Origin of the sequence: Nonomuraea sp. B5E05 (assembly GCF_039880665.1) — a bacterium.
GTDB lineage: Bacteria > Actinomycetota > Actinomycetes > Streptosporangiales > Streptosporangiaceae > Nonomuraea.
Map to the genome: position 1 here is coordinate 76,606 of NZ_JBDPMJ010000030.1, position 15,034 is coordinate 91,639.

A 15,034-nucleotide genomic window follows, 5' to 3' on the forward strand; every position below is an offset into this window, starting at 1 on the left:
GGGCAAGGCGACCGCCGGGCCCTTCTCCAAGTAATCGCGGCGGAGCGCGGCTTTGATCCCCTCCGCCGGCGGGTGAACACGTCAGTTCAGCTGGTTCGCGAATCCGAGGTCTCCGCTGTGCGCGAAACCTCGCACGGCCTCGGGCTGTCCGCGAGCTGTTCAGGTAATCCCCCCAAGAACCACAAGGAGCATCGATATGCGTACGTGGGCGAAAGCATCGACCCCTGCGGCCCTTCTCGCGGTGGCCGTCATGTCGTTCGGCGGCAGCGGCACCGCGCTGGCCGACACCTCGGGCGACGCGTCCATCGGCGGCGGCAACCAGGTCGACCTGCCGATCTCGCTGCCCATCGACATCAGCGGCAACTCCGTCGCGGCGGTCGGCTCGTCGCAGGCCTCTTCGCAGGGCGGCGCCGAGGTCGTGAACAACCGCGGTGGCGGCGGCATCCCCAACCGCACGTCGGGTAACGCGAGCATCCTCGGCGGCAACCAGGTCGACGCGCCGATCAGCGCGCCGGTCAACGCCTGCGGCAACGCCGTCTCGCTGATCGGCAGGTCCGATGCGGGCTGCAAGGGCGGCGCCGAGGTGCGCAACCAGGGCAGGGGCGGTACGGGCGGCAACCGCACGTCGGGCGATGCGAGCATTCTCGGCGGCAACCAGGTCACCGCGCCGATCAGCGCCCCGATCAACGCCTGCGGAAACGCGGTCGCGATCTTCGGCGACGCGACGGCGGGCTGCAAGGGCGGCGCCACGGTGAAGAACTCCGGCAAGGGCGGCCCGGGCGGCAACCGCACCTCGGGGCGGGCGAGCATTCTCGGCGGCAACCAGGTCGTCGCGCCGATCAGCGCCCCGATCAACATCTGCGGCAACTCGGTCGCGGTCGTCGGGAGGGCGTTCTCGGGCTGCAAGGGCGGGTCGTCGGTCACCAACGGCGGCCCCAAGCGCGGCTACCACCACCAGGGCCGTCACGTGGGCTCGCGGGGCAACGACACCGACGGCCGGTTCGGGGTCGGCAGCGGCAACCAGGTCGTGGCGCCGATCACCCTGCCCATCAACGTCTGCGGCAACGCCGTGGGCAACGCCACGGCCGGATGCGCGGGCGGCGCGACCGTACACAACTCGGGCAAGGGCACGGGTGGCAACCGCACCTCGGGGCGGGCGAGCATTCTCGGCGGCAACCAGGTGATCGCGCCGATCACCGCGCCGGTCAACGTCTGCGGCAACGCCGTGGCGCTGGTCGGCCGCGCGTTCGCCGGCTGCAAGGGCGGCGCCCACGTGAAGGAGCCCGGCAGGGGCACGGGCGGCAACCGCACCTCGGGCAACGCGAGCATTCTCGGCGGCAACCAGATCATCGCCCCGATCACCGCGCCGATCAACGTCTGCGGCAACGCCGTGGCCGTCCTGGGCGATGCCGCGGCCGGATGCCTCGGCGGGGCGCACGTCGGCAAGCCGGGGCACGGAGGCCTCAGCGGCCACCAGCGCTTCGCCCGCACCACCGCCAAGACCGCGGCGGCCAGGGGCGGCGGGCTGCCCGTGATCCCGGGCGTGCCGGCCCTGGGCGGGACGCCGGACTTCGGCGGCGTCGGCGACGTCGCCAAGCTGCAGGGCGGCGGCCTGACCTCGCTGCCCCTCCTCGATGACGCCTCCCGCACGCTCGGCCTGCCGAGTGTGCCCGGCCTGCCCGGGCTGCCCGCCCAGGCGAAGACACCGGCCGCGCCCAAGCGGACCGTCGTGACGCCGGCCAAGCCGAAGAAGCGGACCGCGGCGTCGGCCGCCAGGTCCGGTCACGCCCGGTCCTCCGGCGCCGCCGCCTCCCCGCTCGCTCCGGCGACGTCGCTGGTGGCCTCGACCCCGGCCGGCGGCGTGGTGACCTCCGCCACCCGTAACCTGCCTGTCGGAAACCTGGGCCTGATGAGCGCCGAGCAGCCGGCCGGCGTGACGGGAATGAACTCCAGCTCGCTGCTCGCCCTCATGCTCGGTGGGCTGTTCGCCGCCTCGGCGACCCTGTTCGCGACCGCCCGCCGCTTCCGTCCGGGCCGCAGGCACTGAGCAGGACGCCGCAGGCGCGTAACAGCGCCTGACCAGATCGGCTGACACTCGCGTCCGGCGAGCGGTCAGCGAGAGATGCTTTGCCCGTTCCGGGGGCGCGGCCCGGGGCGGGCAAAGCCATGTCCGCGTTCACCATGTCCGCCTTCAACATGTTCGTCCTCAGAACGTGCGCCGGACCCGCATGACCTTCCGGCGCAGGCGTACGTGCCGGCTCCCGTCGGGGTGTACGCGCACGCGCGCGAGCTCCCACTGACCGTACTCTGCGTGTTCGGTCAGCAGTTGACGTGCTGCTTCGCGAGTGAGGTCGCGCGGAATGAAGATATCCATGTAGGAGTAGTCGAGCACAACGATTAGTCTCCAGAGTGAGTCAGGGCGCCATGCCGCTCGATGAGCCTTATTCTGCGTGCTTGTGGGTGGACCCGGAAGCCAGTGGGTAGCCCGGGGGGAAGGAAATTTCCGCGAGTCGGGTTACCTTTTCAGTCTGTGCCGACTCCCGGCAGGGGGATAGCTAGCGAACAGCGAGGTAGGAAGCAGCGTGCCAGCCAAGAACGGCAGCGCCGGCGGAACACGCCTGGTGATAGTCGAGTCGCCCGCCAAGGCGAAGACCATCGCGGGCTACCTCGGGCGCGGCTACATCGTCGAATCGAGCATCGGCCACATCCGCGATCTGCCGGAGAAGGCCGACGACATCCCCGAGAAGTTCAAGGGTGCGCCCTGGGCACGGCTCGGGGTGAACGTCGAGCACGAGTTCGAGCCGCTGTACGTCGTCAACCCCGACAAGCGATCGCAGGTCAACAAGCTGCGGCAGCTGCTGAAGGACGCTGACGAGCTCTATCTGGCCACTGACGAGGACCGCGAGGGTGAGGCGATCGCCTGGCACCTGCGCGAGGTGCTCAAGCCCAAGGTCCCCGTGCACCGCATGGTCTTCCACGAGATCACCCAGCAGGCGATCCAGGACGCCGTGGCCAACCCGCGCGACCTCAACCTGCGCCTTGTCGACGCCCAGGAGACCAGGCGCATCCTCGACCGGCTCTACGGCTACGAGGTCAGCCCCGTCCTGTGGAAGAAGGTCAAGCCGCGTCTGTCGGCGGGCCGCGTGCAGTCGGTGGCGACCCGGCTGGTGGTGGAGCGCGAGCGCGACCGTATGGCGTTCACGTCTGCCCACTACTGGGATCTGCAGGCGCTGTTCGACACCGGCAAGGCGGAGGAGCGGCCGCGCGACTTCACCGCGACGCTGACCGTGGTCGACGGCAAGCGGGTGGCACAGGGGCGCGATTTCACCAGCACGGGTCAGCTGAAGAACGCCGACGTGCTCCACCTGTCCGAGGCCGCCGCGGGCGAGCTGGCGGGCCGGCTGCGGGGTTCGTCGTTCGGGGTCAAGTCGGTCGAGCGCAAGCCGTACACCCGCAAGCCCTACGCGCCGTTCAGGACGACCACGCTGCAGCAGGAGGCCAGCAGGAAGCTGGGGTTCTCCGCGAAATACACCATGCAGGTGGCGCAGCGGCTCTACGAGAACGGCTTCATCACCTACATGCGTACCGACAGCATCACGCTGTCGGAGACGGCGGTGGCGGCCGCGCGGTCACAGGCGATCAAGCTGTACGGCGCCGCGTACGTCCCAGACAAGCCCCGCGTCTACGCCAGCAAGGTGAAGAGCGCGCAGGAGGCGCACGAGGCGATCAGGCCGTCGGGCGAGGAGTTCCGCACGCCGGGTGAGACCGGGCTGTCGGGCGACATGTTCCGGCTGTACGAGCTGATCTGGCAGCGTACGGTGTCGTCGCAGATGAAGGACGCGGTCGGCGAGTCGATCACGGTGAAGGTGATGGGCCGGTCGTCGGGGGGCGAGGACGTCGAGTTCAGCGCCTCGGGGCGGACGATCACGTTCTACGGGTTCCTCAAGGCGTACGTCGAGGGGTCAGATGATCCGTCGACCGACCGTGACGACTCGGAGAAGCGGCTGCCCAACCTGGCCGAGGGCGACGCGCTCACCGTCACCCGGCTCGACGTGGCCGGCCACTCGACCAAGCCGCCCGCCCGCTACACCGAGGCGTCGCTGGTCAAGGAGCTGGAGGACCGCGAGATCGGGCGGCCGTCGACGTACGCCTCGATCATCGGCACGATCCTCGACCGCGGCTACGTCTTCAAGAAGGGCACGGCCCTGGTGCCGTCGTTCCTGGCGTTCGCGGTGGTCAACCTGCTCGAGCAGCATTTCGGCAACCTGGTCGACTACGACTTCACGGCCGAGATGGAGAAGGTGCTCGACGACATCGCCAACGACCGGGCGGAGCGGGTGCCGGAGCTGCAGCGCTTCTATTACGGCGTCGACGGCGACGAGGGCCTGAAGGAGATGGTCACCGACCTCGGCGACATCGACGCCAAGGAGATCAGCTCGTTCCCGGTGAAGGGCACCGACATCGTGCTGCGGGTCGGACGTTACGGCCCCTATCTCGACCGTGACGGCTCGCGGGTCAACGTGCCCGAGGACATGACGCCCGACGAGTTGACGGCGGAGAAGGCGGAGGAGCTGTTCTCGCGGCCGACGGGTGACAGGGAGCTGGGGAAGGACCCGGTGACCGGCCACACGATCGTGGCGAAGGACGGCCGTTACGGGCCTTACGTGACGGAGATCCTGCCCGAGCCGGCGGAGGACGAAGCGCCCAAGAAGCGCAAGAAGGCCGACGCGCCGAAGCCGCGTACGAGTTCGTTGTTCAAGTCGATGTCGCTCGACACCATCACGCTCGAGGACGCGCTCAAGCTGCTGTCCATCCCCAGGCCTGTGGGCGAGCTCGACGGCGAGGAGGTCGTGGCCTACAACGGCAAGTTCGGCCCTTACCTGAAGAAGGGCACCGACTCCCGTTCGCTGGCCTCCGAAGGAGACCTGCTGACGGTCACCATCGAGCAGGCCAAGGAGCTGTTCGCGCAGCCGAAGCAGCGTGGACGGCGGGCCGCGGCCGCGGCGCCGCTGCGCGAGCTGGGCGACGACCCCAACTCCAAGAAGCCGGTCGTGGTGAAGGAGGGCAGGTTCGGCCCTTACGTCACCGACGGCGAGACGAACGCGTCGCTGCGCAAGGGCGACACGGTCGAGGACATCACGATTGAGCGGGCGGCGGAGCTGCTGGCCGAGCGTCGTGAGCGGGCTCCCGCGCCGAAGAAGTCGTCGAGGAAGGCTCCGGCGAAAAAGGCCACCGCGAAGAAGCAGGCGACCAAGTCGTAAGTAGCATCAGTATGTGTTGTTCGTCCTGATGTTTCTGTGCATCGTCGCGCTCGCGCATTTCTATCTGTGGCATCGGATGGTGCGTTCGACGACGGGCCCCGGGCGGTTGCGCAAGGCGCTGACCTGGGGCCTGGTAGGCATGGTGCTGCTCGTGGCCGCGGCTTTCGCGGGCTCGCGGGTTGCGTGGGGGCACTGGCTCGCCTGGCCGGGCTACCTCTGGGTGGCCGTGATGTTCTACCTGGTCGTCATTCTGGTCGTGCTGGAGGTCCCGCGGGCCGTGGCGGCGCTGCTGTTGCGCAGGGCCGCTCCGCGGAGCGCGGCTCCCGAGCCTGAGCCGGTGCCGGTGCTGGCCGGGGCCGGCGGTCCCGCCGAGGACGAGCCGGTCGCGCCTCCCGCGGCGGAGCCGGCCCCGATGAGCAGGCGCCTCTTCGTGGGGCGGGCAACCGCCGCGGTGGCCGGCGTGGGTGCGCTGGGCACGGTCGGGTACGGCGTGGCGACCGCTCTGGGCGACCCCGTGACCGAACGGGTCGCGGTCACGCTGCCGAAGCTGGATCCCCGGCTCAGCGGCTTGCGGTTCGCCGTGGTGAGCGACGTACACCTGGGGCCGCTGACGGGGTTGCGGCACACCGAGCGCATCGTCCGCATGATCAACGGCCTGGAGGCCGACGTGGTGGCGATCGTGGGGGACCTCGTGGACGGGCCGGTCGCCGATTTGGGGCCGCTGGCCCGGCCGCTCAAGAACCTGGAGTCCCGCTACGGGGCCTATTTCGTGACCGGTAACCACGAGTACTACGTGCCCGGAGGCCCCGGCGAGTGGATCCAGGAGCTCGCGGAGCTCGGCGTACGTTCTCTGCGCAACGAACGGGTGGAGATCAGGCACCAGGGCGCCGTGCTCGACCTGGCCGGCGTCAACGACGTCGGCGGGGCGGACGCGGGCGATCCTCCGGACTTCGACAAGGCGCTCGGCGGGCGCTCGGCGGGCAGGAGCACCGTGCTGCTCGCCCACCAGCCCGTCCAGGTCGCCGAGGCCGCCCGTCACGGCGTCGACCTGCAGCTGTCCGGGCACACGCACGGCGGTCAGCTCGCGCCGTTCAACCTGGTGGTGGGGCTGCAGCAGCCGGTGGTGTCGGGGCTGGCCACGGTCGACGGCGTGCCGGTCTATGTGACCAGGGGCGCCGGGTTCTGGGGGCCGCCGGTGCGGGTGGGGGCGCCGCCCGAGATCACGATGTTGGAGTTGCGCGCCTGACTTTCCGCAATCCGCTGGTCACGTAGGGCCATGGTGGCGTACAGTATCCGACCGGATACGAGTCGGAGGTGCGACATGGGTCCTTCGCCGGTGGAGCGGGTGCTGCGGCAGGAGGTGGCGCTCTGGGCCGAGCGCGGCGGCCTGCTGTTCAAGCAGGCCAGGCACGCCGCGAGCCTCAACCAGAAGGCTCTGGCCAGCGTGAGCGGCACCTCGCGCACGACGCTGTCGGCCTACGAGCACGGCAGGAAGTCGCCGACGCTGGAGACGGCCGGGCGCATTCTCGACGCCGCCGGGTTCCGGCTGGTGCTGGAGGCGAAGGTCGAGTTCGCCGCGCGCGTGAGCGGTGACGGGCGTACGTTCCACGTGCCGAGCCGGCTGCGGCGATTGCCGGTCGCGGCGGCGCTGGGCGTCGTGCGGCTGCGCGGTCACGTCCACGACCTGGCCGACCGCGACCAGCGGCGGGCCGCCTACACCACGCTGTTGTGCGAGGGCGGGCCGCAGGAGCTGCTCGACCACCTCGACGGCGTGCTGCTCGTCGAGCTGTTCGACGAGCTGGAGTTGCCGCCCGACATCCGCGCCGAATGGCGGCCACTGGTGGAGGCGGCGCGACATGAGGCCGGAGTTATCAATTGATGATGGATTTGGGGCCCCTTTCGAGGTGCGAAACCTGCGCACCAGCCCGCCGACGTAATACCCTCAGCCACGAGCAGCCGGGCATTTCCGGCTCCTCCCCTGACTGCCCGCTTCCGGTCAACACCTGGATACGCTGAAATCATGACTGCCCCTGGCCGACGCCGCCCGGCTCACGTGCTGGCCAATGCGCCTTTCCGGCGGCTGTGGACCGCCATGTCGGTGTGCAGTCTCGGCGACTGGCTCAACATCCTGGCGCTGACCGCGCTGGCCGGAAACCTGATGCAGGACGACTACCGCGTGCAGTCGCTGGCCATCGGCGGCGTGTTCGTGGCCAAGATGTTGCCCGCCATCCTGCTCGGGCCGCTCGCGGGCGTGTTCGCCGACAGGTTCGACCGGCGGCTGACGATGTTCACGGCCGACCTCGCCCGGTTCGCCATCGTGTTGTCGATCCCGTTCGTGCACAGCTACCAGTGGGTGATCATCGCGACCCTTCTGGTCGAGTGCATCAACCTGTTCTGGGTCCCGGCCAAGGACGCCACCGTCCCCAACCTGGTGCCCAAGGAGCAACTCGAGTCGGCCAACCAGCTCAACCTGCTGGTCACCTACGGCACCGCGCCGATCGCCGCCATGCTCTTCGCCGCGCTGTCCGTGGTGGGCGACGTGGTCACGAGCACGGTGCCGTTCCTGTCCGGCCGCGACGCCACAGGGCTGGCGCTCATCGTCAACGCCTGCGCCTACCTCGTGTCAGCCTTCCTGATCTTCACACTGCGCGGCATTCCCAAGCGTGACGGCGCCATCTCCACGCCGTCCGTGCTCAAGCAGGTCATCGAGGGCTGGCGGTTCGTCGGCGGCCACCGGATGGTGCGCGGCCTCATCATCGGCATGCTGGGGGCGTTCGCCGCGGGTGGGGCCGTGGTCGGCGTCGCCAAGATCTACGTCGGCGCGCTCGGCGGTGGCGACGCGGCCTACGGCGTCGTGTTCGGCGCGGTCTTCGTCGGCATGGCGCTGGGCATGTTCTTCGGGCCCAGGTTGCTGCGCCAGCTGTCGCGGCGGCGGCTGTTCGGCCTGGCCATCACCGTGGCAGGGCTGGTGCTCGTCACGATCGCGCTGGTGCACAACCTGCCGATCGTGGTCATGCTGACCGTCGTGCTCGGCGCGTGTGCGGGCATCGCCTGGATCATCGGCTACACGCTGATCGGGCTCGAGGTCGAAGACGGGCTGCGCGGCCGTACGTTCTCGTTCCTGCAGTCCACCGCGCGCGTGACGCTCCTGCTCGTGGTCGCCGTGGCCAACCCGGTGGCGGCGATCTTCGGTGTGCACGTGCTCGACCTGGGCGAGTTCGCCTACCAGTTCGACGGGTCCAACCTGGTGCTGCTGATCGGCGGCGTGCTCGCGACCGCCGTCGGCATCCTCGCGCTGCGCCACATGGACGACAGGAAGGGCGTGCCCCTCACCGCCGACCTGATCGCCGCGGTGCGGGGCGAGCGGCTGGGCACCGAGCCGGCCGAGCACGTGCCGGGTCTGTTCGTGGCGTTCGAGGGCGGTGAAGGGTCGGGTAAGACCACCCAGTCGCGGCTGATCGCCATCTGGCTGCGCGACCAGGGCTACGACGTCGTGCAGACGCGCGAGCCCGGCTCCACCAAGGTCGGCATGCGGCTGCGCGCCATCCTGCTCGACGCGGCCGAGCGCGGCCTGTCGCCCCGTGCCGAGGCCCTGCTCTACGCCGCCGACCGGGCCGAGCACGTGGAGAAGGTGATCAGGCCCGCCCTCTACCGCGGCTCACTCGTGATCACCGACCGCTACGTCGACTCGTCGCTGGCCTACCAGGGCGCCGGGCGGGCGCTCGACCCCGAGGACGTGTCCAAGATCAACGCTTGGGCGACCGGCGGGCTGGTGCCGCACCTGACCGTGCTCATCGACACGCCTCCCCAGGTGGGGCTGACCCGGCTGGGCGGCGCGGCCGACCGCATCGAGGCCGAGCCGCTGGAGTTCCACGAGCGGGTGCGCAAGGAGTTCCGCAAGCTGGCCGCCGCGGCGCCCGAGCGCTACCTCGTGGTCGACGGCACCCTGCCGGCCGAGGTGCTCACCCGCCAGATCCAGGACCGCATCCACGAGATCCTGCCCGACCCGGTGCCGAGGGAGTCAGAAGACGCCACCGGCACGATGCCCGCCATCCGCGACTAGCCTTGCCTCGTGACGGTTTTCGATGACCTGGTCGGTCAGGACCAAGCCACCGCCGTGCTGTCGCGGGCCGCGGCGGCGGCCGGCGAGGTCATCGGGGGCGGGCGCGGCGCGGGCATGACGCACGCCTGGCTCTTCACCGGCCCGCCCGGTTCGGGCAGGGAAGAGGCCGCCCGCGCCTTCGCAGCGGCGCTGCTGTGCCCCGACGCCGGCTGCGGCCACTGCGACCAGTGCCACCAGGTGCTGATCGGCTCGCACCCCGACCTGGAGTCCGTACGCCCTGAAGGTCTGTCCTACAGCGTCAAGCAGACCCGCGAGCTCATCCTGCGCGCGGCCGGGGCGCCCACGCAGGGCCGGTGGCGGGTCATCCTGTTCGAAGACGCCGACCGGGCCACGGAGTCGGCCGCCAACGCCCTGCTCAAGGCCATCGAGGAGCCGCCGCCCCGCACGGTGTGGCTGCTGTGCTCCCCCGCCCCAGACGACCTGATGATCACCATCAGGTCCCGCTGCCGGCTGGTCACCCTCGCCACACCCGCCACGGAGGCCGTCGCCCACGTGCTGGCCACCCGCGACAGCGTGCCGCACGACATCGCCAGGTTCGCCGCCAGAGCCGCTCAGGGGCACGTCAGCAGGGCGCGGGCGCTGGCCCTCGACGAGGGAGCCAGGGCACGCCGCGAGGCGGTGTTGAGCATTCCACGCGCGCTGACGGGGGTCGGCGAGTGCGTGGCCGCGGCCGAGCGGCTGGTGAAGACGGCCGAGGAAGAGGCCGCCGCCGCCACGGCCGCCCTCAACGACAACGAGACCGCCGAGCTGCGCAAGATCTACGGCGAGGGCTCCACGGGCAAAGGGCTCAACCGAGGGCTCGTACGCGGCGGCGCGGGCGCGTTGAAGGAGCTGGAGGACCGGCAGAAGTCCCGGGCCACCCGCATCAAACGCGATTCGCTGGACTCGGCGCTGCTGGAGCTGGTGTCCTACTACCGCGACGTGCTGGCCATGCAGTTCGGCGCCGCCGTCGAGCTGGCCAACGACGACATCCGCTTCGACCTCGACCAGCTGGCCAAGGCGTCCACGCCCGAGGAGACGCTGCGGCGGATCGACGCGATCATGCAGTGCAGGGAACGCCTGGCCGCCAACGTCAACCCCCAGATCGCGATCGAGGCCATGATGCTGGCGCTGCGCCCATGAGATGACCGGGTGACAGAAGCAGCAGACGGGGCCGCCAGGCGTCTCTGTTACGTGGAAGTCGAACTGCTCACCCAACAGGAAGCCCTCGCCCGGCAGCGCGTGGACGTGGCGTCGATCTTCGCCGAGCACCACGTGGGCCTCGTACGGCTCGCTCTGCTCATGCTCGGTGACCAGGCCAGCGCCGAGGACGTCGTGCAGGAGGCGTTCGCCCGCACCCACGCCGGCCGGGGCAGGCTGCGCGACGCCGACAAGGCGCTGGCCTACGTACGTTCCGCGGTGCTCAACGGGTGCCGGTCGGTGCTACGCAGGCGGGCGACCGTGTTACGGCGGGCGGTGCCGTACGAACCGCCTGTCTGGTCGGCGGAGAGCGCCGCGATGCTCGGGGAGGAGCGGCGGGAGGTGCTGCTGGCGCTGCGCGAGCTGCCGCGCCGGCAGCGCGAGGCCCTCACCCTGCGCTACTACTTCGACCTCACCGATCAGGAGGTCGCCGACACCATGCGGATCAGCGCCGGCACGGCCCGATCCACCATCGCGCGGGGGCTCGCCGCGCTCGGCCGAGCACTCGGGGAGGAATCATGAACCACAGCCCGATCGAAGACCGGCTGCGCGAAGCGCTCACGGAGGCGGGCGCCACGCTCGACCCCGGCACGCTCAGGCCGCTGCGGGCGCCGGAGCGGCGCTTCCGGGTGAACCACCGGCTGGTGACCGCGGCCGCGGCGGTCGTGCTCGCGGGCACGGCGGCCGCGGTGGGGCTGGGCGGACCGGGCGACGTCGACCACGCGGTGGCCACGAACCCGGAGTCCCTCCCGATCGACCAGGCCGACATGGTCGTCCAGCTCTGCACGAAGACGACGTGTGACGGCAACGAGGCAACCCCTGAGCAGATGCAGGCGATCGAGCAAGCGGTACGGCAGCTGCCGGAGGTCGAGGTCGTGGTCTTCGAGGGTCAGGTGCTCGCCTACAACCGCTTCCGCCAGGAGTTCGCGAACGATCAGGAGCTGCTGGACAAGGCCGATCCGGCTGATTTCCCGCCGTCGTTCCGGCTCAAGCTCAAGGAGGGGACCGCTCCGAGCCAGGTATCGGCGGCGCTTCGCAAACTGCCCGGTCTCTACGATGTTGTCGACAGGGAGGGCCGCCGTGACCTCGTCGAAAAGGCGGGGAGCGCACCAAACCGGCGTATGGACATCAGCGTCTTCCTCTGCGGCCGAGAGTCATCCTGGCCTGCGTGCGGCGCGGAGCGCACCTACTCCGGTGAGCAGGACTTCGAGGTCGCGAAGGAGGGGAAGGCGGCGACGGAGGCGGAGAAGACGGCGCTCCGGACACTGATCGAGAGAATGCCCGAGGTCGATTCATTCGTCTACGAGGATCAGAAGGCGGCGTACGAGAACTTCCGCATGTCGTTCAAGGCCAACAAGAAGATGATCAACGAGACCGAGGTGAAGGACATGCCCGAATCCTTCAGGTTGAAGCTCCGGCCGGAGGCCGACGCGGACAAAGTCGTCAGCCTGCTCATTCGACAGCCAGGAGTGTCCTCCGTCGGCAACAACAAGTGCATGCGGGATAACGTCCAGATGATCTACGACTACGGTCTGTCAACAGCAGCGGTGTGCCCCTCGGCCAACTGATCGCACGCCCCCATGACTCCTGGTGCGGGCGGCACGTAATGTGGAAAAGGAAGGCCGCAAGGACCCCCGATGCCGGTCAAGGAGGCGAGCTCGAGCCCATGGGAATGATCATGGCCGTGAGCTTCACCCGCTACGGAAGGCTCTACTACCTCGACCCGGGCGGGCACAGCCCCAAGGTGGGCGACAAAGTGCTCGTACCCACCGACTCGGGTCCAGAGGTGGCGGAGTGCGTGTGGGCGCCCCAATGGAGCAGCGAGGACATCGACGGACTGCCCGTGTGCGCGGGGCCGGCCGAGGAGGAACACCTCGCCCGCGACGAATCCAACAAACGCCGCAGAGCCGAGGCTCGCAGCGTGGCCAAACGCCTCATCAAACGGCACACCCTGCCCATGAAGGTCGTCGGCGTCGACTACCTCGACGAGGACAACGTCTACACCGTCTACTTCTCGGCCCCCCACCGCGTCGACTTCCGCGCACTCGTCCGCGACCTGGCCCGCAACCTGCGGGCCAGGGTCGAACTCCGGCAGATCGGCCCCAGGGACGAGGCGCGGCTCCAGGGCGGCATCGGGCCCTGCGGGCGCGACCTGTGCTGCGCCACGTTCCTCAAGGACTTCGAGCCGGTGTCCGTACGCATGGCCAAGGACCAGGACCTGCCGGTCAACCCGCTGCGGATCGCGGGGGCCTGCGGGCGGCTCATGTGCTGCCTCAAGTACGAACACCCCCTCTACCAGGAGTTCCGTGCCTCGGCACCCCGGGTGGGGACGAACGTGGAAACCCCGGAAGGCACCGGCACCGTGGTGGGGCACAACGTGCCGTCCGACTCGGTGGTGGTGCGGCTCAACGACGGAGGCCGGCGGTGCGCCTGCTCGAAGGCGAGCGTGTGCGGGCCGCGGAAGGCGTACGACTCGACGTACGGGGAGCCGGGGCAATAGGTGGGAGCGAGAACCCTTCGGGCTCCTGTAGACTCTGTCACGCCGTACGGCACGCCGCCTTAGCTCAGTCGGCCAGAGCACTTCACTCGTAATGAAGGGGTCTGGGGTTCGAATCCCCAAGGCGGCTCCAGCTCAGAAGCCCTCCGCAAGATCGCGGAGGGCTTCTTTGCTAACACCCTTGCTAACAGCCGGTGTTGAGCGCTGCGGATGGCAGGCTGGTGGCTAGTTGGCTGACTGGCCGCTCACCGACCAGGCGACGCCGAGGGCGACGAGTGCCATCACCACGGGGATGAGGATCTCGCGGATTTCTGTCGGGTTGTGGCCGAGCTGGAAGCTGAAAACCAGCACCAGCACGATGATCGAGAGAGGGCGGGGCTCCCTGGGGGCCGCCCCGGCTTCTGTTGGTACATCATGGATGAGTCGCCTCTCTGTGAAGGGTTGTGACAGCTGTCGGTCCCTGCTTGCTGTGGAAGGTCAGTGGGGCCAATGCCGTTTAGATAGTGATCTTGCTGGTAGCCTCGCCCGGTGATCTTGGCCGATGGTATAGGGGGTTCGGGGCGGTTGACGGATCTGGTCGCGATTGGTGCGTTGACATCGCTGATTCCTCGCCAAGCCCTGGACGCGGCTATCACCACGCACGGGTGCCGGGAGCGTCGCGTGCGCAAACTTCCCGTGCATGTGGTCATCTACCTGCTGGTCGCGTTGTGCCTCTATCCGGACGACGACTACGAGGAGGTCGCCGAGAAGCTGACGGGCATGCTGGCCCTGGTGCCGGGAGCGCGCTGGCAGGCGCCGACCCGTGGGGCGATCACCAAGCCCGCCAGCGCCTGGGACCTGAGCCGGTCAAGGAGGTGTTCCAGCGGGTCGCCGCGCGGGCGGCGGTACGGGGAGATGGAAGAGCGCAGGTCGGCTGGTATTACGTTTTCGAGCCCGAAGCACTCGGTCACATCTTCGGCAAGCGCTCTACCAGCGGAATCAGCTCACCGCGCGATTCCGTGTGCCCACGAACTGCGGAACGCGGGTGAAGGGCCAAGGCCCCTCAATCAACTTCTGTGACAAGCTGTGCGTGAACGTTAAAGAGTGCCGATGCGTGAGTGTTGCGCCTCCAACCAGTCAGTAGCGATGTCGGTTTCCGTGATACGTCCGATCAGTGCCAGGGCCGAGCTGATGCTCTCCTCTCGGTCCACGCGACTGTCGAGGATGTCGTCGTCGCTGATCCGGAAGCGCAGCCCATCCATCAGGTGGTCGAGCCCGGGCGGGTCGTCGCCGAACACTGGGTCTAGCAAGGAAGGGCTGAAGGAGGCGACCATGCGCCCGTCGCGGGCGTACTTGAAGGAGTCCCTGTTGCTGATGTCCATGCTGAGGCTGAGGGCCTGAAGGCCACCTTCGGTCAGCGACAGCAGGAACTGGTCGTCGGAACTCGCCGGCAAGATGCTCGTCCAGCCTCCGGCCTCGGCCACCCAGAGGGAACCGTCGTCGATGTTGTGGTCGAGGATTTCGCTGAGATAGCTCGGGGTGCGGGTGGTGAGGTCCATGGAGAAGGCTCGGGCCAGGGCGTCGAGGTCCGCGCCCTTAGTCCAGATGGCGCTGAACCCGAGCGACCACAGGTCCATCTCGTCATCGAGCTCCTCGGCGAAGAGGGTCGAGGCCAGAAGGTCGTGCAGAAAGGTCGGTGACTGCATGGCTGCCTCTCGTAGGAGGGGGCATCCCGCGGGACGCCCCCTCCTGAGGTGGTGGGTTACGGGGTGCCTTGCTTGATTCTGACGAAGAAGGCGTTAGAAGGCCTGTTCAGTATTCCTCCTTCGGGGGTTCCGCTGGTGAACACGCGATAGCGCCGCCGCCGCGTGCAGATCGTCTTCGACCCCTTCCACCTGGAAGAGATCGAGGTCCGCCACGACGGCAAGACTTACGGCACCGCCACGGTGTTCACCCTGTCCCGGCACGCCCACCCCAAAGCGCGTCCCGAACAAC

General features: G+C 69.1%; 13 protein-coding genes and 1 tRNA gene. 11 read left to right on the forward strand and 3 right to left on the reverse strand.

Annotated elements, in window-relative coordinates; translation table 11 throughout:
* The first annotated feature begins 196 nt into the window (after nt 1–196).
* Complete coding sequence (locus ABGB01_RS38430) at nt 197–2,047, forward strand: chaplin family protein (RefSeq protein WP_347778578.1); 1,851 nt, start codon at nt 197–199, stop codon at nt 2,045–2,047.
* Between the two features lie 159 nt (nt 2,048–2,206).
* On the opposite strand, the gene ABGB01_RS38435 is transcribed toward ABGB01_RS38430, so the two are convergent.
* The gene (locus ABGB01_RS38435; RefSeq protein WP_132517675.1) at nt 2,207–2,392 is read right to left on the reverse strand and encodes a DUF5703 family protein; all 186 of its coding nucleotides are present in this window, start codon (nt 2,390–2,392) and stop codon (nt 2,207–2,209) included.
* Between the two features lie 190 nt (nt 2,393–2,582).
* Here ABGB01_RS38435 and topA point away from each other — a divergent pair, with 190 nt between their 5' ends.
* From topA to ABGB01_RS38480, 9 genes are all read left to right on the forward strand, one after another.
* Nucleotides 2,583–5,261, forward strand: coding sequence for a type I DNA topoisomerase (topA, locus tag ABGB01_RS38440; RefSeq protein WP_347778580.1), 2,679 nt, complete (start codon nt 2,583–2,585; stop codon nt 5,259–5,261).
* 13 nt (nt 5,262–5,274) lie between these two features.
* Nucleotides 5,275–6,507: a metallophosphoesterase gene (locus ABGB01_RS38445; protein WP_347778581.1), complete on the forward strand. Its 1,233-nt coding sequence runs from the start codon at nt 5,275–5,277 to the stop codon at nt 6,505–6,507.
* A gap of 75 nt (nt 6,508–6,582) precedes the next feature.
* The gene (locus ABGB01_RS38450; protein WP_347778583.1) at nt 6,583–7,140 is read left to right on the forward strand and encodes a helix-turn-helix domain-containing protein; all 558 of its coding nucleotides are present in this window, start codon (nt 6,583–6,585) and stop codon (nt 7,138–7,140) included.
* 141 nt (nt 7,141–7,281) lie between these two features.
* The gene (tmk, locus tag ABGB01_RS38455) at nt 7,282–9,324 is read left to right on the forward strand and encodes a dTMP kinase (protein ID WP_347778584.1); all 2,043 of its coding nucleotides are present in this window, start codon (nt 7,282–7,284) and stop codon (nt 9,322–9,324) included.
* 9 nt (nt 9,325–9,333) lie between these two features.
* Nucleotides 9,334–10,506, forward strand: coding sequence for a DNA polymerase III subunit delta' (locus ABGB01_RS38460; RefSeq protein ID WP_347778586.1), 1,173 nt, complete (start codon nt 9,334–9,336; stop codon nt 10,504–10,506).
* Nucleotides 10,507–10,557: 51 nt separating this feature from the next.
* Nucleotides 10,558–11,085: a SigE family RNA polymerase sigma factor gene (locus tag ABGB01_RS38465; protein ID WP_347778587.1), complete on the forward strand. Its 528-nt coding sequence runs from the start codon at nt 10,558–10,560 to the stop codon at nt 11,083–11,085.
* Nucleotides 11,082–12,131 (forward strand): permease-like cell division protein FtsX, encoded by a 1,050-nt coding sequence (locus ABGB01_RS38470; protein WP_347778589.1) that lies wholly within the window; start codon nt 11,082–11,084, stop codon nt 12,129–12,131. The genes ABGB01_RS38465 and ABGB01_RS38470 overlap by 4 nt, the downstream gene beginning before the upstream one ends.
* 104 nt (nt 12,132–12,235) lie before the next feature.
* Entirely contained in the window at nt 12,236–13,063 is an 828-nt protein-coding gene (gene ricT, locus ABGB01_RS38475) for a regulatory iron-sulfur-containing complex subunit RicT (protein ID WP_347778596.1), read from the forward strand.
* Between the two features lie 53 nt (nt 13,064–13,116).
* Nucleotides 13,117–13,193 (forward strand) — tRNA-Thr (locus ABGB01_RS38480).
* A 92-nt stretch (nt 13,194–13,285) separates the two neighbouring features.
* Here the strand turns inward: ABGB01_RS38480 and ABGB01_RS38485 are convergent.
* Nucleotides 13,286–13,411 (reverse strand): hypothetical protein, encoded by a 126-nt coding sequence (locus tag ABGB01_RS38485; protein WP_347778591.1) that lies wholly within the window; start codon nt 13,409–13,411, stop codon nt 13,286–13,288.
* A 213-nt stretch (nt 13,412–13,624) separates the two neighbouring features.
* Here ABGB01_RS38485 and ABGB01_RS38490 point away from each other — a divergent pair, with 213 nt between their 5' ends.
* Nucleotides 13,625–14,119: a transposase domain-containing protein gene (locus ABGB01_RS38490; protein WP_347778592.1), complete on the forward strand. Its 495-nt coding sequence runs from the start codon at nt 13,625–13,627 to the stop codon at nt 14,117–14,119.
* A 17-nt stretch (nt 14,120–14,136) separates the two neighbouring features.
* Here ABGB01_RS38490 and ABGB01_RS38495 read toward each other — a convergent pair whose 3' ends face one another.
* Nucleotides 14,137–14,745 carry a DUF6461 domain-containing protein gene (locus ABGB01_RS38495; protein ID WP_347778593.1) on the reverse strand — a complete coding sequence of 203 codons (609 nt, stop codon included), beginning with the start codon at nt 14,743–14,745 and terminating at the stop codon, nt 14,137–14,139.
* Between the last annotated feature and the right edge of the window lie 289 nt (nt 14,746–15,034).

Bases quoted from the DNA above. Each gene is read 5' to 3' on its own strand.
- ABGB01_RS38430 (WP_347778578.1), top strand. From the start codon at position 197: ATGCGTACGTGGGCGAAAGCATCGACCCCTGCGGCCCTTCTCGCGGTG.
- ABGB01_RS38450 (WP_347778583.1), top strand. From the start codon at position 6,583: ATGGGTCCTTCGCCGGTGGAGCGGGTGCTGCGGCAGGAGGTGGCGCTC.
- tmk (WP_347778584.1), top strand. From the start codon at position 7,282: ATGACTGCCCCTGGCCGACGCCGCCCGGCTCACGTGCTGGCCAATGCG.
- ABGB01_RS38470 (WP_347778589.1), top strand. From the start codon at position 11,082: ATGAACCACAGCCCGATCGAAGACCGGCTGCGCGAAGCGCTCACGGAG.
- ricT (WP_347778596.1), top strand. From the start codon at position 12,236: ATGATCATGGCCGTGAGCTTCACCCGCTACGGAAGGCTCTACTACCTC.
- ABGB01_RS38495 (WP_347778593.1), bottom strand. From the start codon at position 14,745: ATGCAGTCACCGACCTTTCTGCACGACCTTCTGGCCTCGACCCTCTTC.